The sequence below is a fragment of the Streptomyces sp. NPDC030245 genome (genome assembly GCF_055572995.1).
On record NZ_JBVICF010000008.1, the window covers coordinates 70,368 to 91,980 of the forward strand.

The 21,613-nt window shown below is 71.9% G+C and carries 20 protein-coding genes; 13 read left to right on the forward strand and 7 right to left on the reverse strand.

The genetic code is table 11. The features are described 5' to 3' along the window. The first annotated feature begins 70 nt into the window (after positions 1–70). The 8 genes from mce (at position 71) to ACZ4Z4_RS21995 (ending at position 10,828) form a co-directional block, all read left to right on the forward strand. Positions 71–511: a methylmalonyl-CoA epimerase gene (gene mce / locus ACZ4Z4_RS21960; RefSeq protein ID WP_362990308.1), complete on the forward strand. Its 441-nt coding sequence runs from the start codon at positions 71–73 to the stop codon at positions 509–511. A 247-nt stretch (positions 512–758) separates the two neighbouring features. Further along, positions 759–4,763 carry a polarized growth protein Scy gene (gene scy, locus ACZ4Z4_RS21965; protein ID WP_468329643.1) on the forward strand — a complete coding sequence of 1,335 codons (4,005 nt, stop codon included), beginning with the start codon at positions 759–761 and terminating at the stop codon, positions 4,761–4,763. A 181-nt stretch (positions 4,764–4,944) separates the two neighbouring features. Beyond that, a complete protein-coding gene (locus ACZ4Z4_RS21970; protein ID WP_150216158.1) occupies positions 4,945–5,880 on the forward strand; it encodes a coiled-coil domain-containing protein in 936 nt (311 codons plus the stop codon). 127 nt (positions 5,881–6,007) lie between these two features. Next, positions 6,008–6,958: an ATP-binding cassette domain-containing protein gene (locus tag ACZ4Z4_RS21975; protein ID WP_468329646.1), complete on the forward strand. Its 951-nt coding sequence runs from the start codon at positions 6,008–6,010 to the stop codon at positions 6,956–6,958. A gap of 3 nt (positions 6,959–6,961) precedes the next feature. Next, entirely contained in the window at positions 6,962–7,732 is a 771-nt protein-coding gene (locus tag ACZ4Z4_RS21980) for an ABC transporter permease (RefSeq protein ID WP_468329648.1), read from the forward strand. 46 nt (positions 7,733–7,778) lie between these two features. Next, a complete protein-coding gene (locus ACZ4Z4_RS21985) occupies positions 7,779–8,603 on the forward strand; it encodes a hypothetical protein (RefSeq protein WP_468329651.1) in 825 nt (274 codons plus the stop codon). Between the two features lie 105 nt (positions 8,604–8,708). Then, entirely contained in the window at positions 8,709–9,893 is a 1,185-nt protein-coding gene (locus ACZ4Z4_RS21990; RefSeq protein WP_468329654.1) for an ABC transporter ATP-binding protein, read from the forward strand. Between the two features lie 92 nt (positions 9,894–9,985). Then, on the forward strand, positions 9,986–10,828 hold the full coding sequence (locus ACZ4Z4_RS21995) for an ABC transporter permease (protein ID WP_468330441.1): 843 nt from the start codon (positions 9,986–9,988) through the stop codon (positions 10,826–10,828). Between the two features lie 27 nt (positions 10,829–10,855). On the opposite strand, the gene ACZ4Z4_RS22000 is transcribed toward ACZ4Z4_RS21995, so the two are convergent. After that, positions 10,856–11,188: an ATP/GTP-binding protein gene (locus ACZ4Z4_RS22000; RefSeq protein WP_468329657.1), complete on the reverse strand. Its 333-nt coding sequence runs from the start codon at positions 11,186–11,188 to the stop codon at positions 10,856–10,858. A gap of 209 nt (positions 11,189–11,397) precedes the next feature. Between ACZ4Z4_RS22000 and ACZ4Z4_RS22005 the strand changes: the two genes are divergently transcribed. Further along, complete coding sequence (locus ACZ4Z4_RS22005; protein WP_468329660.1) at positions 11,398–12,435, forward strand: LLM class flavin-dependent oxidoreductase; 1,038 nt, start codon at positions 11,398–11,400, stop codon at positions 12,433–12,435. 74 nt (positions 12,436–12,509) lie between these two features. Here the strand turns inward: ACZ4Z4_RS22005 and ACZ4Z4_RS22010 are convergent, their stop codons facing one another. Beyond that, positions 12,510–12,902: an SCO5389 family protein gene (locus ACZ4Z4_RS22010; RefSeq protein WP_467671383.1), complete on the reverse strand. Its 393-nt coding sequence runs from the start codon at positions 12,900–12,902 to the stop codon at positions 12,510–12,512. A 243-nt stretch (positions 12,903–13,145) separates the two neighbouring features. Here ACZ4Z4_RS22010 and nucS point away from each other — a divergent pair, with 243 nt between their 5' ends. After that, the gene (gene nucS, locus ACZ4Z4_RS22015; protein WP_362990291.1) at positions 13,146–13,817 is read left to right on the forward strand and encodes an endonuclease NucS; all 672 of its coding nucleotides are present in this window, start codon (positions 13,146–13,148) and stop codon (positions 13,815–13,817) included. 13 nt (positions 13,818–13,830) lie between these two features. Here the strand turns inward: nucS and ACZ4Z4_RS22020 are convergent, their stop codons facing one another. From ACZ4Z4_RS22020 to ACZ4Z4_RS22035, 4 genes are all read right to left on the reverse strand, one after another. After that, a complete protein-coding gene (locus ACZ4Z4_RS22020) occupies positions 13,831–16,305 on the reverse strand; it encodes an ATP-binding protein (protein WP_468329663.1) in 2,475 nt (824 codons plus the stop codon). Between the two features lie 217 nt (positions 16,306–16,522). Next, positions 16,523–16,846: an STAS domain-containing protein gene (locus ACZ4Z4_RS22025; protein WP_030792181.1), complete on the reverse strand. Its 324-nt coding sequence runs from the start codon at positions 16,844–16,846 to the stop codon at positions 16,523–16,525. 196 nt (positions 16,847–17,042) lie between these two features. Further along, entirely contained in the window at positions 17,043–17,891 is an 849-nt protein-coding gene (locus ACZ4Z4_RS22030) for a 3-hydroxyacyl-CoA dehydrogenase family protein (RefSeq protein WP_468329666.1), read from the reverse strand. A gap of 147 nt (positions 17,892–18,038) precedes the next feature. After that, positions 18,039–18,680, reverse strand: coding sequence for a TetR/AcrR family transcriptional regulator (locus tag ACZ4Z4_RS22035; RefSeq protein ID WP_468329669.1), 642 nt, complete (start codon positions 18,678–18,680; stop codon positions 18,039–18,041). 84 nt (positions 18,681–18,764) lie between these two features. Between ACZ4Z4_RS22035 and ACZ4Z4_RS22040 the strand changes: the two genes are divergently transcribed. Genes ACZ4Z4_RS22040 through ACZ4Z4_RS22050 form a run of 3 tightly spaced genes read left to right on the forward strand, consistent with a single transcriptional unit; the run spans position 18,765 to position 20,908 of the window. Continuing rightward, the gene (locus tag ACZ4Z4_RS22040) at positions 18,765–19,547 is read left to right on the forward strand and encodes an ABC transporter ATP-binding protein (RefSeq protein ID WP_468329672.1); all 783 of its coding nucleotides are present in this window, start codon (positions 18,765–18,767) and stop codon (positions 19,545–19,547) included. Between the two features lie 19 nt (positions 19,548–19,566). Beyond that, entirely contained in the window at positions 19,567–20,322 is a 756-nt protein-coding gene (locus ACZ4Z4_RS22045; RefSeq protein ID WP_468329675.1) for an ABC transporter permease, read from the forward strand. A 13-nt stretch (positions 20,323–20,335) separates the two neighbouring features. After that, the gene (locus ACZ4Z4_RS22050) at positions 20,336–20,908 is read left to right on the forward strand and encodes a cob(I)yrinic acid a,c-diamide adenosyltransferase (protein WP_362990278.1); all 573 of its coding nucleotides are present in this window, start codon (positions 20,336–20,338) and stop codon (positions 20,906–20,908) included. On the opposite strand, the gene ACZ4Z4_RS22055 is transcribed toward ACZ4Z4_RS22050, so the two are convergent. Next, positions 20,905–21,477, reverse strand: a complete 573-nt coding sequence (locus ACZ4Z4_RS22055; protein WP_468329678.1) for a hypothetical protein — start codon at positions 21,475–21,477, stop codon at positions 20,905–20,907. The two genes, ACZ4Z4_RS22050 and ACZ4Z4_RS22055, sit on opposite strands and share 4 nt — an antisense overlap. Positions 21,478–21,613 lie beyond the last annotated feature (136 nt).

Sequence of the window (21,613 nt, forward strand, 5' to 3'; positions counted from 1 at the left end):
CCGTCATCGGGCGACGACTGTGATCGCGCGCACGTTGCGTAATCACTGCGTCAAGCGCTGCACTTGAACCATGCTGACGCGAATCGATCACATCGGGATCGCCTGTTTCGACCTCGACAAGACCGTCGAGTTCTACCGCGCGACGTACGGATTCGAGGTGTTCCACACCGAGGTCAACGAAGAGCAGGGCGTGCGCGAGGCCATGCTCAAAATCAACGAGACGAGTGACGGGGGCGCCTCCTACCTCCAGCTCCTCGAACCGACCCGCGACGACTCCGCGGTCGGCAAGTGGCTGGCCAAGAACGGCGAGGGCGTGCACCACATCGCCTTCGGCACCGCGGACGTCGACGGCGACGCCGCGGCCATCAAAGACAAGGGCGTACGCGTCCTCTACGAAGAGCCCCGGATCGGCTCCATGGGGTCACGCATCACGTTCCTGCACCCGAAGGACTGCCACGGTGTCCTTACGGAACTTGTCACTTCGGCACCCTCCGAGGCACCGGAGCACTGACCTCCGTATATCTGGGCCGGTAGGGTTAGTGGCGGCCGTCCGAACTTTGGGCGGCCACCTACCGGGGTCCGGGTTTCGGGGGACGTGCGTCGGGGCAGCAGCTCATGCTCCGCTGTTGATCTGACACCATTCCCCCGGGGGCCCCGTTCGGCGGATGGACGGGGCTCGTTGGAGAGAATTGCGACCAGGAGTGGGGCCTCCCCTGCTCGAGCGCAGCCGAGAGCTCGGGGAAGGATGGGACCGCGCAGTGCGGGGCTACGAACGCCAGGAGAACTCGCGGGCTGAGACGGACAGTCTGTCGCGGTTCGAGGCCGAGATGGACCGGCTGAAGACCGAGCGGGAGAAAGCCGTCCAGCACGCCGAGGACCTCGGCTACCAGGTCGAGGTGTTGCGCGCCAAGCTGCACGAGGCGCGCCGCAACCTCGCGTCCCGCCCTGCCTACGACAGCGCGGACATCGGGTATCAGGCCGAGCAGTTGCTCCGCAACGCCCAGATCCAGGCCGAGCAGCTGCGCGCCGACGCCGAGCGCGAGCTCCGCGACGCCCGCGCGCAGACCCAGCGCATCCTCCAGGAGCACGCCGAGCAACAGGCCCGCCTCCAGTCCGAGCTGCACGCCGAGGCCGTCTCGCGCCGCCAGCAGCTCGACCAGGAGCTGGCCGAGCGCCGCCGCACCGTCGAGTCCCACGTCAACGAGAACGTGGCCTGGGCCGAGCAGCTCAGGGCCCGCACGGAGCAGCAGGCCCGCCGCCTCCTCGACGAGTCGCGCGCCGAGGCCGACCAGGCCCTGGCCGCCGCCCGCGCGGAGGCCGCCCGGATCGCCGAGGAGGCCCGCCAACGCCTGGCGGGCGACGCCGAGGCCGCCCGCGCCGAGGCCGAGGCGATCCTGCGCCGCGCCCGCACCGACGCCGAGCGCCTCCTGAACGCCGCGTCCACGCAGGCCCAGGAGGCCACCGACCACGCCGAGCAGCTGCGTACCACCACGGCGACCGAGTCCGAGCAGGCGCGCCGCCAGGCCGCCGAGGCGAGCCGGGCCGCCGAGCAGCGCATGGCCGAGGCCGAGACGGCGCTGCGCGCGGCGCGCGGCGAGGCCGAGAAGGTGCTCGCCGAGGCCAAGGAGAGTGCGGCCAAGCAGCTGTCGGCCGCCGAGGCCGCCAACGAGCAGCGCACCCGGACCGCCAAGGAGCAGGTCGCCCGCCTTGTCGGCGAGGCCACCAAGGAGGCCGAAGCCACCAGGTCCGAGGCCGAGCAGCTGGTCGCCGACGCCCGCGCGGAGGCCGAGAAGCTGATCGCGGACGCCGCCGAGAAGGCGCGCACGATCACCGCCGAGGAGACCGCGAGCCAGCTCGCGAAGGCCGCGCGGACCGCCGAGGAGGTCCTCGACAAGGCCTCGAAGAACGCCAAGGAGACCACGAAGGCCGCCACCGACGAGGCCGAGCGGATCCGGTCCGAGGCGGAGGCCGAGGCGGACCGGCTGCGCGCCGAGGCGCACGACATCGCCGAGGAGCTCAAGGGCGCGGCGAAGGACGACACCAAGGAGTACCGCGCCAAGACCGTCGAGCTCCAGGAGGAGGCGCGCCGGCTGCGCGGCGAGGCCGAGCAGCTGCGGGCCGACGCGGTCTCCGAGGGCGAGCGCATCCGGGGCGAGGCGCGGCGCGAGGCGGTCAAGGAGATCGAGGAGGCGGCCAAGTCCGCCGAGGAGCTCCTCGCCAAGGCGAAGGCCGACGCCGAGGAGCTGCGCACCGCCGCGGCCGCCGAGAGCGACCGGGTCCGCACCGAGGCGGTCGAGCGCGCCACGACGCTGCGCGCACAGGCCGAGGAGACCCTGGAGCGCACCCGCGAGGAGGCCGAGCGGCACCGCGAGGAGGCCGCCGAGCAGGCCGAGGCCACGAAGTCGGAGGCCGAGGCGGCCGCGCGGGCGCTGCGCGAGGAGACCGAGCAGGCCATAGCGGCACGGCAGGCCGAGGCCGCCGATGAGCTGACGCGGCTGCGCACGGAGGCCGAGGAGCGCCTGTCGGCCGCCGAGCAGGCGCTGGCCGACGCCCGCGCCGAGGCCGCGCGCATGCGCAAGGAGGCCACGGACGAGACGGACCGGCTGCGCGCGGAGTCCGCCGAGCGGATCCGCACGCTCCAGGCGCAGGCCGAGACCGAGGCGGAGCGGCTGCGTGACGAAGCCGCAGCCGACGCCTCGCAGGCCCGCGCCGAGGGCGAGAACATCGCCGTACGGCTGCGTTCGGAGGCCGCCGCCGAGGCGGAGCGGCTCAAGACGGAGGCGCAGGAGTCGGCCGACCGGGTCCGCGCGGAGGCCGCGGCCGCCGCCGAGCGCGTCGGCACGGAGGCCGCCGAGGCGCTCGCCGCCGCCCAGGAGGAGGCGGTCCGGCGCCGCCGCGAGGCCGAGGAGACGCTCGACTCCGCGCGTGCGGAGGCCGACCAGGAGCGTGAGCGGGCCCGCGAGCAGAGCGAGGAGCTGCTCGCGTCCGCCCGCAAGCGCGTCGAGGAGGCGCAGGCCGAGGCGATCCGGCTCGTCGAGGAGGCCGACCGCCGCGCGACCGAGCTGGTCTCGGCCGCCGAGCAGCACGCCCAGTCCGTACGCGACTCCGTGGCCGGCCTGCACGAGGCGGCGCAGGAGGAGGTGGCGGGCCTGCGCTCGGCCGCCGAGCACGCCGCCGAGCGCACGCGGACGGAGGCGCAGGAGGAGGCCGACCGCGTCCGCGCCGACGCCTACGCCGAGCGGGAGCGCGCCACCGAGGACGCCAACCGCACCCGGCGCGAGGCGACGGAGGCCTCGGAGGCCGCCAAGGAGCTCGCGGAGCGCACGGTCGCGGACGCCATCGCGGAGGCCGAGCGGATGCGTTCGGACGCCTCGGAGCACGCCCAGCGGGTGCGCACGGAGGCGTCGGACACCATCGCGCAGGCGGAGCAGGACGCCGCGCGCACGCGTGCCGACGCCCGCGAGGACGCCAACCGCATCCGCAACGACGCGGCGGGCCAGGCCGACACGCTGATCGGCGAGGCCCGCAGCGAGGCGGAGCTGCTTCAGAACGAGACGGCCGCGGAGGCCGAGCGGGTCCGCACGGAGGCCGTCGAGCAGGCGGAGCGGCTCACGGCCGAGACGGCCGCCGAGGCCGAGCGGGTCCGCACGGAGGCCGTCGAGCAGGCCGAGCGGCTGCGTGCCGAGTCCACCGCCGAGGCGGAGCGGGTGCGCGCGGAGTCCGTGGCGAAGGCCGAGAAGCTCATCTCGGACGCCTCCGGCGACGCGGAGCGGCTGCGCGCCGAGGCCGCCGAGACGGTCAACTCCGCGCAGCAGCACGCCGAGCGGATCCGCAGCGAGTCCGAGCGCGTCAAGGCGGCGGCCGCGCGCGAGGCCGAGCAGCTCACGGCCCAGGCGCGCGAGGAGGCCGAGCGCACGCTCGACGAGGCCCGCAAGGAGGCCAACAAGCGCCGTCAGGAGGCCGCCGAGCAGGTCGACACGCTCATCACGGAGGCCGCGGCGGAGGCCGAGAAGCTGACCTCGGACGCCCAGGAGAAGGCGCTGAAGGCGACCACGGACGCCGAGGCGCAGGCCGACACGATGGTCGGCGCGGCCCGCAAGGAGGCCGAGCGTCTGGTCGCCGCGGCGACGGTCGAGGGCAACTCGCTGGTGGAGAAGGCCCGTACGGACGCGGACGAGCTGCTGGTCGGCGCCCGCCGCGACGCGACCGCCATAAGGGAGCGCTCGGAGGAGCAGCGCGACCGTCTCAGCGCCGAGATCGAGGAGTTGCACGACCGCGCCCGCCGCGAGTCCGCCGAGGCGATGAAGTCCGCGGGCGAGCGGTGCGACGCGCTGGTCAAGGCCGCGGAGGAGCAGCTGGCCGAGGCCGAGGCGAAGGCGAAGGAGCTGGTCGCGGACGCCGGTTCGGAGGCGAGCAAGGTCCGCATCGCCGCCGTGAAGAAGGCCGAGGGTCTGCTGAAGGAGGCCGAGACGAAGAAGGCCGCGCTGATCGCCGAGGCCGAGCAGATCAAGGCCGAGGCCGAGGCGGAGGCGGCGCGCGTCGTCGAGGAGGGCAAGCAGGAGCTGGAGGTTCTGGTGCGGCGGCGCGCGGACATCAACGCGGAGATCTCCCGTGTCCAGGACGTGCTGGAGGCGTTGGAGTCTTTCGAGGCCCCGTCGAGCGGTGCGAAGTCCGGGTCGGGCAGCGGCTCCGGTTCGGGCGGTGTCAAGGCGGGCGCCGCGGCCGGATCGACACGTTCGAGTGGGAAGCAGTCGGAGGGGTAGTCAAAGGGAATCCGCCGTGCTCCGAAAGGACCTTTGGCCCTGTTCTGGCAAGCGCTCTGACGGTCAGCCACTCAAAAGGGGTCTCATTCTCCAGATCAAACAGGCATCTGCTCGATGACACGCCGCTTGGACCCCTAGGATTCCCTCTATCACCTCACCGGTCTCATTCGACAGGAACCCCATGAGCGACACTTCCCCCTACGGCTTCGAGCTTGTGCGGCGTGGGTACGACCGCGCTCAGGTGGACGAACGTATCTCCAAGCTCGTCTCCGACCGTGACAGTGCTCTGGCCCGTATCACTGCTCTGGAAAAGCGCATCGAGGAGCTGCACCTCGAGACGCAGAACGCCCAGGCCCAGGTCGCCGACGCCGAGCCGTCGTACGCCGGTCTCGGTGCCCGCGTCGAGAAGATCCTCCGCCTCGCCGAGGAGGAGGCGAAGGACCTGCGCGAGGAGGCCCGTCGCGCGGCCGAGCAGCACCGCGAGCTCGCCGAGTCCGCCGCCCAGCAGGTGCGCAACGACGCCGAGTCGTTCGCCGCCGAGCGCAAGGCCAAGGCCGAGGACGAGGGCGTCCGGATCGTCGAGAAGGCCAAGGGCGAGGCGAGCGCGCTGCGCGCCGAGGCCCAGAAGGACGCGCAGTCCAAGCGCGAGGAGGCGGACGCCCTCTTCGAGGAGACCCGCGCCAAGGCCGCCCAGGCCGCCGCGGACTTCGAGACGAACCTCGCCAAGCGCCGTGAGCAGTCCGAGCGTGACCTGGCCTCGCGTCAGGCCAAGGCGGAGAAGCGCCTCGCGGAGATCGAGCACCGTGCGGAGCAGCTGCGCCTGGAGGCGGAGAAGCTGCGGACCGACGCGGAGCGCCGCGCCCGGCAGACCGTCGAGACCGCTCAGCGCCAGGCCGAGGACATCGTGGCCGACGCGAACGCGAAGGCGGACCGGATCCGTTCGGAGTCCGAGCGCGAGCTCGCCGCGCTCACGAACCGTCGCGACAGCATCAACGCGCAGCTCACCAATGTGCGGGAGATGTTGGCGACGCTCACGGGGGCGGCGGTCGCTGCCGCGGGTACGCCCGCGGACGACGAGCCCGTCTCTCGCGGGGTGCCCGCGCAGCAGACCCGCTGAGGCTGTATCGGACCTGCGGGCCCGGTTGTGGCTGGGCGCGCAGTTCCCCGCGCCCCTGACGGGGCCTCCGCGAAGCCCTCTGCCAGCCCGAGTGGCAGGGGGCTTTGTGCCGTTTTAGCGTTGCCGCATGATCGAGCTCGAGGGGCTGACCAAGCGGTACGGCGAGAAGGTGGCCGTCAACAATCTGACCTTCGCCGTCCGCCCCGGCCTGGTCACCGGCTTCCTCGGGCCGAACGGCGCGGGCAAGTCCACCACCATGCGCATGCTGCTGGGGCTCGACCATCCCTCGGCCGGTGCCGTCCGCATCGACGGCCGGCACTACACCGAGCTGAAGGACCCCCTCAAGTGCATCGGCGCGCTCCTCGACGCCAAGGCGATGCACGGCGGCCGCAGCGCCTACCACCACCTGCTCTGCCTCGCACAGAGCAACGGCATCCCGCGCGCCCGCGTCAGCGAGGTCCTCGACACCGTCGGGCTGACCGCCGTCGCCAAGAAGAAGGCCAAGGGCTTCTCGCTCGGCATGGGCCAGCGGCTCGGCATCGCCGGGGCACTCCTCGGCGACCCGGAGATCCTGATGTTCGACGAGCCGGTCAACGGCCTCGACCCCGAGGGCATCCACTGGATCCGTACGCTGATGAAGTCCCTTGCCGCGCAAGGGCGTACGGTCTTCGTCTCCTCGCACCTGATGAGCGAGATGGCGCTCACCGCCGACCACCTCGTCGTCATCGGCCAGGGCCGCCTCCTTGCCGACCTGGCGATGTCCGACTTCATCCGGCGCAACTCCCGGTCGTACGTCAGACTCCGCTCCCCGCAGCACGAACGCCTCCTCGACGTCCTGCACCGGGCGGGCGTCACCGCCGTCGACGCGGGTGACGGCGCCCTCGAAGTGGACGACGCCCTCGCGGAGGAGCTCGGTGAGCTCGCCGCGCGGCACCAGCTCGTCCTCCATGAGCTGAGCCCCCAACAGGCCTCCCTGGAGGAGGCGTTCATGCGGCTCACCGCGGAGTCGGTGGAGTACCACGCGCATACCGGACCCACCGGCCCCGGCCAGGGCTGGCAGCCGCGGAAGGGAGCCTGAGCGATGGCCGCGACGCAGGTGCTGCAATCGGAGTGGACCAAGATCCGCTCGGTGTCGTCGACCGTCTGGACGCTCGGGCTCGCCCTCGTCGTCACCGTCGCCCTCGGCGCGTTGATCAGCGTCCTGTCCAAGAACGACTACGACGGCCTGGACGCCAGGGACAAGCTGACCTTCGACCCGACGTTCATCAGCTTCGCCGGGATGTCCCTCGGCCAGCTCGCGATGATCGTCTTCGGGGTGCTCGTCGTCTCGAACGAGTACAGCACCGGCATGATCCGCACCTCGCTCGCGGCGGTCCCGCAGCGCGCCGCGTTCCTGTTCGGCAAGATCGCCGTCGCCACGCTGCTCGCCTTCGTGGTGGGCCTGGCCACCAGCTTCCTCACGTTCTTCGTCGGGCAGGCGATGCTCGGCCCGTACAAGGCGCAGATCGGCGACCCCGGGGTGCTGCGCGCCGTCATCGGCGGCGCGCTCTACATGACGCTCATCGCGATGTTCTCCATGGGTGTCGCGGCGATGCTGCGCAGCCCGATGCTCTCCCTCGGCATCCTGATGCCGTTCTTCTTCCTCATCTCCAGCATCCTCGGCAACGTGTCGGCGACGAAGAAGATCGGCCGCTTCCTGCCCGACCAGGCCGGCAGCAGGATCATGCAGGTCAAGTCGCCGTTCGACGACGACACCCCGTACGGGCCGTGGGGCGGTCTCGCGATCATGGTGGCGTGGGTGGTGCTGGCGCTGCTGGGTGGGTACGTACTGCTGAAAAGACGGGACGCGTGATCTCGGCGTCCACGGGACGTACGACCACCGTGCCCCGGGGGGACATGTGACGACGCAGGACCGCGGACTCGCCGCGCTCGGCCTCGACGGCGTGCCCGCGCTGCAACCCCTCACCTACCCGGGCCTGCCGGTCACGGTCCCCGCCCTGCTCACCGGCGCCGAACTCCTGGGGCTGCACCCGCGTCCCGGCGGGCTCGGCGCCTGGACCGTCGACGGCACCGGCCACTGCACGCACCGCTCACTGGACGACGTCCTCACCGTCCTCGGCCGGACACCCGTCGCGGGCCGCCACCCCGTCATCGCGGTCGGCTCGAACGCCTCCCCCGGCCAGCTCGCCCACAAGCTCGCCCGGCGCGGCATCCCCGGCGCCGTGCCGATGGTGCCCGTGCGGCTGCGCGGCCTCGGGATCGGCTGCTCCGCCCACATCGGCCGCGCCGGGTACGTGGCGGCCGCACCCTACGGCGCCCCCACCGCGCGGACCACCCTCGTCGTCTCCTGGCTGGACGCGGCGCAGCTGCCCGCCGTCGACGCCACCGAGCTCCCCAACTACCGGCGGGTCCTGCTGCCGGGCGACGCGTACGACATGACCCTGCCGTCCGGCGAGCGGCTGGATGGGGCGTACGTCTACGTCAACGTGCGTGGCGTCCTCGCCGACCCGGTGACCGGGCTGCCGCGGCCCGGCGGCGGCGACCAGGCCGCGCTGCTGGACGCGCTCCTCGACGCGTCGCCGCGCCTGCGGGAACTGTTCGGGCCCGACGCGGCGTCCTGGGTACGGCGGGCGGCCGCCGACCCCGAGCTCCGCGCGCGGGGCACGCTCCTCTTCCGCGAGGAGGGCTGGGTGCTGCCGTGGACGGAGCTCCCGCCGCCGTAGCCGCTTTTACTCGCTCTTGGCTGGAACCGTCAGCTCCCCGTTATCCTCCTAACCCTTACGGGGGCGTGTGCCCCGACGTCCTGAACCATTCGATGGGTGCGGAGAATGATCGAGGCAGTCGGCCTGACGAAGCGCTACGGCGCCAAGACAGCCGTGTACAACCTTTCCTTCCAGGTGCGGCCCGGAACCGTCACCGGCTTCCTCGGGCCCAACGGCTCCGGCAAGTCGACGACGATGCGCATGATCCTCGGGCTCGACGCGCCCACCACCGGGCAGGTGACGATCGGCGGCTACCCCTACCGCAAGCTGCCGAACGCCCCCCGCCAGGTCGGTGCGCTGCTCGATGCCAAGGCCGTGCACGGCGGCCGGCACGCCCGCAACCACCTGCTCTGCCTCGCGCAGCTCTCCGGCATCCCGGCCCGCAGGGTCGACGAGGTGCTCGGCGTCGTGGGCCTCCAGGACGTGGCCAAGAAGCGCTCCAAGGGCTTCTCGCTCGGCATGGGCCAGCGGCTCGGCATCGCGGCGGCGCTCCTCGGCGACCCGCAGGTGCTGCTCTTCGACGAGCCGGTCAACGGCCTCGACCCCGAGGGCATCCTCTGGGTCCGCAACCTGATGAAGGCGCTCGCCGCCGAGGGGCGCACGGTCTTCGTCTCGTCCCACCTCATGAGCGAGATGGCGCTCACCGCCGAGCACCTGATCGTGATCGGCCGCGGCCAGCTGCTCGCCGACATGAGCGTCAAGGACTTCATCTCGCACAACTCCGCGGACTTCGCGCGGGTGCGCACGCCGGACGGCGAGAGCGCGGGCCGCGAGAAGCTGACGGCGGCCCTCACCGAGGCGGGCGGCCAGGTGCTGCCCGAGCAGGACGGGGCGCTGCGCGTCACCGGCCTGCCGCTCCCCCGCATCAGCGACCTCGCGCACGGCGCGGACGTCCGCCTGTGGGAGCTCTCCCCGCACCAGGCGTCGCTGGAAGAGGCGTACATGCGGATGACGCAGGGCGCCGTCGACTACCGCTCCACGGTCGACCAGCGCGCGGGCCTCCAGCAGGAGATGCCGCCCGGCGCCGTCCCGCAGGGCCAGCCGCCCATGCCGCTGCCCGGCCAGGGTCAGCCGGGCTGGTACGCGCCCCCGCCGCCCCAGCAGGGCGGTCAGCCCTTCGCGATGCCGCAGCCGCAGGACGGGCAGAACCCCTACGCCGCGGCACCCCCGCAGCAGCCGCCGGCCGCGGCCCCCGCCCCCGACATGACCAAGCGCGCCACCGCCACCGACAACGAGGACGCCGCACGATGACCACGCCTCCGACTCCGCAGCAGCAGCCGCAGGCGCAGCAGCCTCAGCAGATGTACGCACCGGCCGGCGCCCCGGCGCCGCAGGGCGCCCCGCTGGCTCCGCCGCCCGCGGCCCCCGCGCCGCCCTCCGCCTGGCAGCAGGCGATGGCCAATGCCTACACCTCGCCGATCCCGGTCAAGAAGACCCACCTCGGCAACGCCCTGGCCTCCGAGTGGACGAAGATCAAGTCGGTCCGCTCCACCATGTGGACCCTGGGCGTCTTCCTGCTCCTGGTCGTCGGCATCGGCCTGCTCGCCGTGGCGAACACCGATCCGCTCGACTACGCGGACGTGCCGTTCACCGTCCCGGCCTTCTTCGGCCTGATGCTCGGTCAGATCTGCCTGATCACGCTCGGCGTGCTCGTCACCTCGTCCGAGTACGGCACGGGCATGATCCGTACGACGTTCACGGCGTCCCCGCAGCGCCACCGCGTCCTCGCCGCGAAGGTCATCATCTACTTCGTGGTCGCCTTCGTCGTCTCCGCCGGCTCCATCCTCCTCGTGGGCCTGGCGGCCTCGGCCGCCCACAGCGGCCCCGAGGCGGGCGACCTGCCCTGGGCGGGCACGGTCTTCAAGGGCGGTCTGTACGTCTCGCTGCTCGGCGTGCTGGCGCTCGCCGTCGGCTCGATGCTGCGCCACTCCGCGGGCGCCATCACCGCCATGCTCGGCGTGGTCCTGGTCCCGGCGATCATGCCCGCGTTCCTGATGATCTGGGAGAGCACGCAGCCGCTCGGCGAGAAGATGAACGACTACAACGCCATCACGGCGCTCGCCAAGATCTTCGGCGCGGACACCGCGGACGGCCCCGGCGGCGGCTCGCAGCTGGCGCTGCTCGTCGTCGTCACGGTGGCCGCTCTCGCCGGCGCGTTCGCGCTCCTGGAGAAGCGCGACGTATAGCCGTACGGCACGAACGTACGGGGAGCCTCAGTACCTCGGCGCGTTACGGGACCGCTGCACCCGCGTGGTGCGGCGGTCCTTCGCGTTCCAGCACGCCTTGTGCCAGTGCCTGCGCTCGTCCACGCCGGAGTGCTCGGGCCAGGCCACCACGTGCGCGAGGGCCGAGGGGATCTCCTGGTCGCAGCCCGGGCAGCGGTACCGCTTGCCCGCCGAGCTCGCGCCCGCGACGTGGCGCACGCTCCACTCCTCGCCCTGCCAGCTCTCGGTGGACTGGAAGCCGCCGTAGCGGCCCGGCGGTTCCTCGCCCGTAAACGCCTTCGGCTCTCCGGCGCCCTTGGGGCGGTTGCGACGCGGGGACACGGAAACACCTCACGGGCTGTACGGCGGTCAGGGGTGTGACCAGCCTACGCGCCACGCCCCGGGGTACCCGTGCCGCATGGAGGGCCGCCGACCCCTTCGCTGCACGGAAAATCCAACAATCTTCATGCCAGGCCGTGCCTTTGGCACGTGTCACGCGTTGTTGCCCGTAGGGGGAGTGCCTGCGTCGGCGTCAAGGAGGCAGGAGTTCGATGCGTGTAGGTAGTTTTGTTCTGGCCGCCCAGTTCCCCGGACAGGGGCAGGGGGAGGCACTGCACCGAGCGGTGCGGTCCGCCGAGGTGGCCGAGGAGGCGGGGCTCGATGCGGTCTGGCTCGCCGAGCACCACTTCGTGCCGTACGGCACGTGCCCGTCCGCGGTGACCCTCGCGGCCCTGCTGCTCGGGCGGACCCGGCGGATCCGCGTCGGCACGGCCGTCAGCGTGCTCCCGACCGTGCACCCCGTGGCGCTCGGCGAGCAGGCGGCGCTGCTGCACATGACGTCCGGCGGCCGGTTCTCGCTCGGCGTCGGACGCGGCGGCCCCTGGGTGGACCTGGAGGTCTTCGGGGCCGGCCTGGAGGCGTACGAGAAGGGTTTCCCGGAATCGCTCGACCTGCTGCTCCGGTGGCTGAAGGAGCCCCGGGTCGAGGCCGACGGCGGCCGGTACTCCTTCCGCGAGGTGGCCGTCGTGCCGCGCCCGCGGGAGGCGCTGCCCGGCCAGGGCGACAGCGCGGGGCCCGAGGTGATCGTCGCCTGCACCTCGCCGTCCAGCGTGCGGCTCGCGGCCCAGCGCTGCCTGCCCATGCTGCTCGGCATGCACGTGGGCGACGACGAGAAGGCCGAAATGGTGGCCTTGTGGAATCGGCACGCCCGTGCCGCCGGGCACACCCCCGAGCAGGTCGCCGCCGCCTCGCACGTCTCCGCCGGGGTCGCACAGATCGCGGACCGGCGCGTGGAGGCGGCCGAGACCTTACAGAAGGCGATGCCCGGCTGGCTGAAGCAGGGCCTGGAGGCCCATGTGACCGTCGACGGCAGGCACCGGGCCATGCGGGACCCGGCGGCCTACACCGAGCTGCTCTGCGGGCTGCATCCCGTGGGCACCCCGCAGGTGTGCGCCGACCGGCTCGCCGCCACGTCCGAGCGCACCGGCATCACGCGCTTCGCGCTGCTCGTGGAGGGCTCGGGCGACCTCGCGGCCACGGAGGAGAACGTGCGGAGGCTGGGCGCCGAAGTCCTGCCCCAGCTCGGCTGAGATCCGCCGTCCGACGGAGGAGCTGCCGCTCCGGACTGAAACACCTCCCGCGTACGGAGCGGCAGCAACAGACGTCAGCAGTCCCGCAGTTCGGGCGACTGGTTGAGCAGCTGCCCCCGGATCGACGTGAAGCGGGCGAGCCGGTCGTCCACCGAAGAGTCAAGCGGGAACACCGCTACGCGGTGGCAGTTCTGGAATGCCAGACGCACTCCGAAGTGCCGCTGAAGGGCACCGCGAATCGCGTCACTCGCGAGCGCGCGCAGCAGCTGACCGCGTGCCTGCTCGTCCGGCGGCGGAGTCTGGTTGTCGGCGAACTCGCCACCGTCGACCTTGAGCTGGGCCACCAGGGAGCTGATCATCTCCCATGCGTAAGGCAGGGAGGTCCGGACGCAGTCGACGAATTCTGCTTCATCGACCTCGCCTCGCTCGGCCTGTTCCAACAGTGCCGGTGAGACGTCGAGCGACATGGGTTCTCCTCTCGCACCCCCGGGGAGCGGGGGTTTACGGACAGGGATGGAGTCCGCCTACGCAGCGTGCACGGACGACGACCTCTTGCTTCTACGGTAGGCACCGGGCGGGGCCTACACCAGAAGATTGGGCGCATAACCGGCCAGGATCGAACAGGTTCATCGACGGACAAGTCGCTCCCGCGACGGGTGTGGGGTGGGCGAATCGCGCGCACCCGCCCCGGTCGAGTAGCGTTGCGCCCCATGCGTCTCGTCATTGCCCGATGCTCCGTGGACTACGCGGGCCGGCTCACCGCCCATCTCCCCTCGGCCCCCCGCCTGATCCTCGTGAAGGCGGACGGCAGCGTCTCGATCCACGCGGACGACAGGGCTTACAAACCGCTCAACTGGATGTCCCCGCCGTGCACATTGAAGGAGGGGACGGGGGACGACGCCGGCGTGTGGACGGTCGTGAACAAGGCGGGCGAGAAGCTCATCATCACGATGGAAGAAGTGCTGCACGACTCCTCGCACGAGCTGGGCGTGGACCCCGGCCTCATCAAGGACGGCGTGGAAGCGCACCTTCAGGAGCTGCTCGCCGACCGGATCGAGACACTCGGCGAGGGGTATTCACTCATTCGTCGCGAGTACATGACGGCGATCGGCCCGGTGGACATCCTCTGCCGCGACGCCGACGGGCAGACCGTCGCCGTCGAGATCAAGCGGCGCGGCGAGATCGACGGCGTGGAGCAACTCACCCGCTATCTGGAGCTGTTGAACCGCGACCCGCACCTGGCGCCCGTCAGGGGCATCTTCGCCGCCCAGGAGATCAAGCCGCAGGCCCGCGTCCTCGCCACGGACCGCGGCATCGGCTGCACCGTCCTCGACTACAACGCGCTGCGCGGCATCGAGGACGACAAGCTGCGGCTGTTCTGACCGCGCGGCCGTCTCAGGCGCCGGGCGTCGTCCCGCCGGAGCCGCTCGCCGAGTTCGACTGGTCGGGCGAGGTGGGCGGGTCGTCGGTCGTGGGCGGTGTCGTCGGCGGGGTCGTGGGGGGCGTGCTCGGCGGGGTCGTGGGCGGAGTGGTCGGCGGGTCCGTCGGCTTGTCGGACGGCTCGGTCGGCTTGCCCGTGGGCTTGGTGGGCTTGTCCGTCGGCTTGTCGGACGGCTCGGTCGGCTTGCCGGAGGGGTCGTCGGACGGCTTGCCGCTGCCGCTCGGCGTGGTCGACGGCTTGCCGCTGCCGCTCGGCTTCGCGTCGTCCGATGCGGCGCCGGTGGCGCCGTCGCCCGGGGTGTCGCCGCGGCTCGTGGCGTCCTGCCGCGGCTTGTCGGCGGTCAGGCCGTCGCCGTCGCGGTCCTCCTTCGCCGACTGCTCCGTCGTGACCTTGTCGCCGGGCGGGTCGTTGCTGTCGGACGTCGCGCCGAGGGTGACGACGGTGCCGAGGACGGCGGCGAGGAGGGCTCCGGCGCCGGCGGCGACGAGGTTGCGCCGGGTGCCGCTGATGATGGAGCGGCGGCTCGGTGCGGGCCCGGATCCGACGGTGGAGGGCATCTTGCTGGTGACGAGCGTGTCCGGCTCCGCGGGCGGCCGGGGCGGCGCGAAGGTGGCGGGTATGCCGCCGGGGGGCGACGCCGACTCCTCGGAGCGGGCGTCGGGCACCTCTTCGCCCGCGGCCGTGCGTCCGCCGGGCAGCGCGCCGCCCGAGCGGTCGGCGACCAGGGCGAGGGCCCTGCGCCCGGAGATCATGCCGCGCTTGTCGGCGAGCGCGCCGCGCAGCCCGATGGAGGCCTCCAGCTCGGCGCGGGCCCGGTCGAGCTGTCCGCCGCAGAGCGCGAGGATGCCCAACTCGTGGTGGAAGTACGCCTCTTCGGCGACCTCGCCCGCGTTCCGCGCGGCTTCCTGGCCGGCGCGCAGGGCGCGCTCCCAGGCGCCCCAGTCGAGTCCGCCGGCGAAGGCGGGCGCCGCGGTGCGGGCCAGCAGCACGGCCGCGCCGGCCTCCGTGGCGACCAGGGCGCCGAGCGCCGCCTGCACGGCGTCGGCCTCGGCGGCGACGCGCTCCGGGGTGACGGAGGGGTGTCCGGCCCACCAGGCGTAGTGCTGGGCGGCGGCCAGGGCGTGCTCGGCCGCGTCGTCGGCGTATCCGGCGGCCTCCAGCTGGGTGCGCACGCCCGCGGCGAGGCGGTAGTGGGCGCCGACCGGGGTGACGAGGGCGCAGCCCACCAGTTCGGCGAGGGCCGCGTCGGCGTGGGTGTCGCCGACGAGGGCGGGCAGGTGGGCCTGGTGCGGCAGCTCGCCGCCGAGGGCGACGGCGAACTTCAGGGTGGCGCGGGCGGACGGGCTGAGCCGGGCGGCGAGCAGGGCCGCGGGTGCGGCGCCGTCGGCGAGCGAGGGCAGCGGCACGTCGTGCTCGTCGGCGCCCGCGTCGACGGGGGCCGGTGCGAAGTAGCCGTACTCCTCGAAGCAGTGCGGGTCGGCGCGCAGCTGGTCGCGCTGGCGGAGCAGGGCGCCCGCCTGGACGAAGCGCAGCGGCAGGCCTTCGGACTCGAACCACAGGTCGCCCGCCCAGTTGGCCTCCTCGTCGTCGAGGACGCGGCCGACGGCGCGCTCCAGGAGTTCGAGGCCGCCGCCCCGGCCGAGTCCGCCGAGGAAGACCTCTTCGAGGTGGCAGTCGGCGGAGGGGGCCGCCACGTCGGGTGTGGTGGCGATGAGGAAGGCGCACTCGGGGGTCGCGTCGAGCAGTTCGTCGAGGCCCGCGCCGCCGAACTCCAGGTCGTCGAGGACGACGACGGCGCCGATGTCGCGGACCAGTTCGAGGAGCCGGGCGCGGTCGGGGCGGTACAGGGGCGCGTCGTGGACGGCGGCGAAGAGGTCGTGGAGCAGCTCTCCCGGTGTTCTGCGGTACCCGGAGAGGCGGACGACGCCGTCGGGGGCGAGGTCCGCGCAGTCGTCGGCGACGGCGTCGAGGAGTGCGGTGCGGCCCGAGCCGGCGGGGCCGGTCAGCCGTACGGAACGGCCGCGGGCGAGGAGCCGTGCGAGGCGCTCGCGCTCCTCCTGGCGCTCCAGGAGCGGCAGCCTGGGCAGCGCGGGGCCCGGCGGCACGGGCGGCATCGAGGCCCGGCGCAGCTCGGCGCGCTCGGCGGCGGTGCGCTTGGCGGGCCGTGTCGGCTGCTCCCCGGGCGGGCAGGGTTCGATCTCGCTGCCGTCGACGGGGTTGACGGTGAGCAGGAAGTCGCCGGAGACGAGCTGGACGGTGCGGGCGAGGGCGGGCGCGGGCTGACCGAAGTCAGGGGTCAGGGGATCGCGCGGCGGGCGCCCGGCGCGGGTGGACGCGTCGTCTGTGGTGTCGTGCACGCCGTCGCGGATGCTGTCGTCGTCGGTGCCGTCGCGGCCGTACTCTTCGGGTCCCCGGTTCATCGGGTCCATGGTCTCAGCCCCCCAGATGCGTGGTGTGCACAGCCCCCTCCGGCCTTCGTGCACACTGCGCTGTCGCTTCTGGTCCGGTGCCCCCGTGCGGGTCCGTCTATCGGTGGGCGACCGAACCCTAGACCTTCGCTCAGTATCTACGAGTGGGCGGGGTACCGCCCCGTCCGAGACGTCACAGTCTCGTGAGGATTGTGCGTGAGGTGCGGTTCAGGATCGTTCAGGCTCTGGGGAGCGATTCGACACCGATGCCGCCTTCGATGGCGAGGATCCGGTGCAGCCGGGTCGCGACGAGGAGGCGCTGCATCTGTGGTGGCACGTGGCGCAGGACGAGCCTGCGTCCGCACCGCCCGGCGCGGCGGTGCGCGCCCATGATGACGCCGAGTCCCGTGGCGTCCCACGAGTCGAGTTCGGACAGGTCGAGCACCAGGTCGCCGGCGCCGTCGTCGACGGCCGAGTGCAGGACCGTGCGGGCGTCCGCCGCGCTGCGTACGTCGAGGCGTCCCCCGACGACCAGCTGGGCCTGGTCGCCCCTGATGTGCATATGCGCTCCCCGAGAGTGCTGTGTCTGCTGTGACGCCCGATACGTAGGGCGTCTGCGTATGTCACTGCAACTGACTGCCGCGTGGGCGAGGAAGTTGCCGTCTGTAAGCGAACCGATACCGAATTCACTCCGAGGGGTGACCCGCCGGATGCCAAGGCACCCGACGGGGCGTCAGACGGCGTACGTCAGTGCTGGTTCAGTGCTTGTAGAACCCTTGCCCGCTCTTGCGCCCGATGTCACCGGCGTCAACCATCCGGCGCATCAACTCCGGCGGCGCGAACTTCTCGTCCTGGGACTCCGTGTAGATGTTGCTCGTGGCGTGCAGCAGGATGTCGACGCCGGTGAGGTCGGCCGTGGCGAGCGGCCCCATGGCGTGGCCGAAGCCGAGCTTGCAGGCGATGTCGATGTCCTCGGCGGTGGCGACGCCCGACTCGTAGAGCTTGGCGGCCTCGACGACGAGCGCGGAGATCAGCCGGGTCGTCACGAAGCCGGCGACGTCGCGGTTGACGACGATGCAGGTCTTGCCGACGGACTCGGCGAACTCGCGGGTGCGGGCGAGGGTTTCGTCGCTGGTCTTGTAGCCGCGCACCAGCTCGCAGAGCTGCATCATCGGGACCGGCGAGAAGAAGTGGGCGCCGACGACGCGCTCCGGGCGCTCCGTGACGGCCGCGATCTTCGTGATCGGGATGGCGGAGGTGTTGGAGGCGAGCACGGCGTCGTCCCGCACGAGCTTGTCGAGCGTGCGGAAGATCTCGTGCTTGACCTCCAGCTTCTCGAAGACGGCCTCGACGACGATGTCGGCGTCGGCGACGGCGTCCAGGTCGGTGGTGGTCGTGATGCGCGCGAGCGCGGCCTCCGCGTCCTCGGCGGCGAGCTTGCCCTTGCTCACGAACTTGTCGTAGGACGCCTTGATCCCGTCGGTGCCCCGGGTCAGAGCCTCGTCGGTGACGTCGCGCAGGACGACGTCCCAGCCCGCCTGGGCGGAGACCTGAGCGATGCCGGACCCCATGAGTCCGGCGCCGATGACGGCGAGCTTCCGTGCCACTGTTCCGACTCCCCTACCGCTTGTCACGCTTGGCTTGCACGCTGTTCACGTATGCCTCTCCGGCGCACGTTAGCGGTCGTGGGCGCGCCTGTGGCGGTGAAGAGATGCGCGTCACGTCTCAAATGACGGACATCACACTGGTACGCCTCACCGGGCGGCGCGCACCGCGTAGTTGAGGACCTTCTCGCCGAGCAGCTCCTCCATCTCGTCGAGCAGCACCAGCGCTTCGCGGGAGACCTCGGCGGGCTCGCGGCCCTTGGACATCTCGTCGCCGATCCAGGCCATGAGTGTGCTGTGCAGCCAGGAGAGCTGACCCGCGATCAGTCCGGGCAGGGGGTCGCCGTCGGCGGCTCCGGTCTCCCCGGCGAGGGTCTTCGTGAGGTGCGTGAGGGCTTCCTGCTGGATCGCCCAGAGCCGGGAGCGCAGGGCGTGTGCCTCGGTGATGACCTTCATGAAGTCGGCCCAGCCGGGGAAGAGCCCGACGGCGGGCGAGACGCCCTCCACGTCCGCGCGCAGTTCACGCAGGACGGCGGCGGCGGCGGACTCCCCCGGCCGGCGGCCGCGCACGTAACCGGAGAGCCGGTCGACGACGGCCTCGCCCCGGTCGAGGAACAGGTCCTCCTTGGCCGGGAAGTAGTTGTAGACGGTGTTGACCGAGACGTCCGCGGCCTCCGCGATCTCCGCGATGGTCACCGCGTCGAAGCCGCGCTCCAGGAAGAGCCCGGTCGCGATGTCCGACATCCGCTGCTTCGTCTGCCGCTTCTTGCGCTCCCTCAGTCCCTCACTCATGGCCGCATCCTAGCCCGCCATCCTGGGGTCGATGAAAACTTGGGGCGATTGCAAAATTTAAGGGACTCTGTTTTTGTGGTCGGCATGCCAATCATCAGCACCTCCGGGCTCACCCGGACCTTCCGGACCAAGGGCGGCCCCGTCGAAGCCGTGCGCGGCATCGACCTGCGCGTACAGCCCGGCGAGATCCTCGGCTTCCTCGGGCCGAACGGCGCGGGCAAGACCACCACGCTGCGCATGCTGACCACGCTGCTCGCGCCCACCGGCGGCGCCGCCACCGTCGCGGGCTGCGACCTGGCTCGGGACCCCGCCGGAGTGCGGAGCAGAATCGGGTACGTGGCCCAGTCCGGCGGCGTCGACCTGAGCGTCTCCGTACGCGAGGAGCTCGTCACCCAGGGCCGGCTCTACCGCCTGCCGAAGTCCCGCGCCGAGACCCGGGCCGAGGAACTGGCCCACGACCTCGGCCTCACCGACCTCCTGGAGCGGCCCTGCGCGGCGCTCTCCGGCGGCCAGCGCAGGCGGCTCGACATCGCCATGGGCCTCACCCACCGGCCCGAGGTGCTCTTCCTCGACGAGCCCACCACCGGCCTCGACCCGGGCAGCCGGGCCGACCTGTGGGAGCTGGTGCGGCGGCTGCGCGACGAGCACGGCACGACGGTCTTCCTCACCACGCACTACCTCGACGAGGCCGACGCGCTCTCCGACCGGCTGGTCGTCGTGGACCGGGGCGTCGTCGTCGCCGACGGCACGCCGAGCGCCCTCAAGCTCCGGTACGGCGGCTCGATCGACGCCACCCTCCAGGACACCTTCCTCGCCATCACCGGACGCGACGTCGCGCCCAAGGACACGGCTCCCGTCGCCGTCTGACACCCCCAGGACCCCCACCATGCCCGCATTGCTCTCCGACACCGCGCTGATCTTCGGGCGGTACGCCCGGCAGACCCTCCGCTCCAAGTTCCAGATCCTCTTCGGTGTCCTCACACCCCTGCTCTACCTGCTCTTCTTCGGCCCGCTCCTCACCGATCTGCCGCTCGGCTCACGGGGCGACTCCTGGCAGGTGCTCGTACCCGGACTACTGCTGCAACTCGGCCTGTTCGGCGCCACGTTCAGCGGTTTCGCCCTCATCATCGAGAAGCAGTTCGGCGTGGTGGAGCGGATGCGGGTGACGCCCGTCAGCCGTCTCGCGCTGCTCCTCGGCCGGATTGTGCGCGACGCCGCGCTCTTCGTCTTCCAGGCCGTGCTGCTCGTCCTCGCCGCGCTCGCGATGGGGCTCAGGGCGCCGCTCGGCGGCATCCTCATCGGCTTCGCGTTCGTGGCGCTGCTGACCGCGGGGCTCGCCTCCCTGTCGTACGCGCTGGCCATGAAGATCTCCAAGGCGCACGAGTTCGGGCCCGCCGTGAACGCCGTGAGCATGCCCTCGATGCTGCTCTCGGGCCTCATGCTGCCGATGGCCCTCGCCCCCACCTGGCTGGACGTGCTCTCCCACTTCATGCCGTTCCGCTACCTCGTCGACGCGGTGCGGGCGGGATACGTCGGGGAGTACGCGACCACCACTATGCTCTACGGCGTCCTGATGGCCCTCGCCTTCGTCCTGCTGTCCGTGACGGTGGGCACACGCGTCTTCAAGAAGGCCGGAGCGTAACTACGCTGACCGCATGGTCAATCTGACGCGCATCTACACCAGGACCGGCGACCAGGGCACGACGGCCCTCGGGGACATGAGCCGCACCGCCAAGACCGATCTGCGGATCGCGGCGTACGCCGACGCCAACGAGGCCAACGCGGCCATCGGCACGGCGATCGCGCTCGGCAGCCTCGACGAGGAGGTCGTGAAGGTCCTCGTCCGGGTCCAGAACGACCTCTTCGACGTGGGCGCCGACCTCTCCACCCCCGTCGTCGAGGACCCGAAGTACCCGCCGCTGCGCGTCGAGCAGTCCTACATCGACAAGCTGGAGGCGGACTGCGACCGCTTCCTGGAGGAGCTGGAGAAGCTCCGCAGCTTCATTTTGCCGGGCGGCACGCCGGGCGCGGCGCTGCTGCACCAGGCGTGCACGGTGGTGCGGCGGGCCGAGCGGTCGACCTGGGCGGCGTTCGAGGTGCACGGGGATGTCATGAACCCTCTGACCGCCACGTACCTCAACCGCCTCTCCGACCTCCTGTTCATCCTGGCCCGCGCGGCCAACAAGGAGGTCGGGGACGTGCTGTGGGTGCCGGGGGGCGAGCGCTAGAGCTTGCCGGCGATGTCCTGGCGCCGCCCGGGGGCGACGGCGGGTTCCTTCTTCGGGAAGAGCGTGTACGTCCCGGCGACGATGACGTTGATCCCGATCACCCACAGCATCTTCTGCTGCCACATCCGCAGCGAGGAGATCTCGCCGTCGCCGCCCACGTACCAGACCGCGCCCTGGAGCAGGGCCATGGCGATCAGCGCGGCGAGGATCCAGCGGGCGGCGAGCTTCCACTCGTGGACGGCGCGGGCGGTGCCGTACTTCGGCGTCGAAGGGGCCGGGCCGCCCGCGAAGCGGTGGGCGACACGGACGTCCACCCACTTGATCGTGTAGTGGCCGAGCGCGATCGAGTAGCCGATGTAGACGGCGGCGAGACCGTGCTTCCAGTCCGGCTCGGCGCCGTTCTTCAGGTCGATCGCGGTGACGACGAACAGCAGGACTTCGAGCAGCGGCTCGCACAGCAGGACGGCGACGCCCGCCCGCGGCATCCTCGCCCAGTAACGCAGGGCGAGCCCGCCGGCCAGCAGCACCCAGAAGCCGACCTCGCAGATCACGATCAGCGTGACGATCACGGCGCTCTCCTCGTGTTCGCTTCCCCGGTCACCCCTCAAGCCTCGCGTTCCAAAGGCCGCTGATCGTCGTCGTCAGTGACGAAGTGGGACTGCATCCTTCGATGTAGCGGGCGGTTCCTCCCTCAGGATCAGGCAG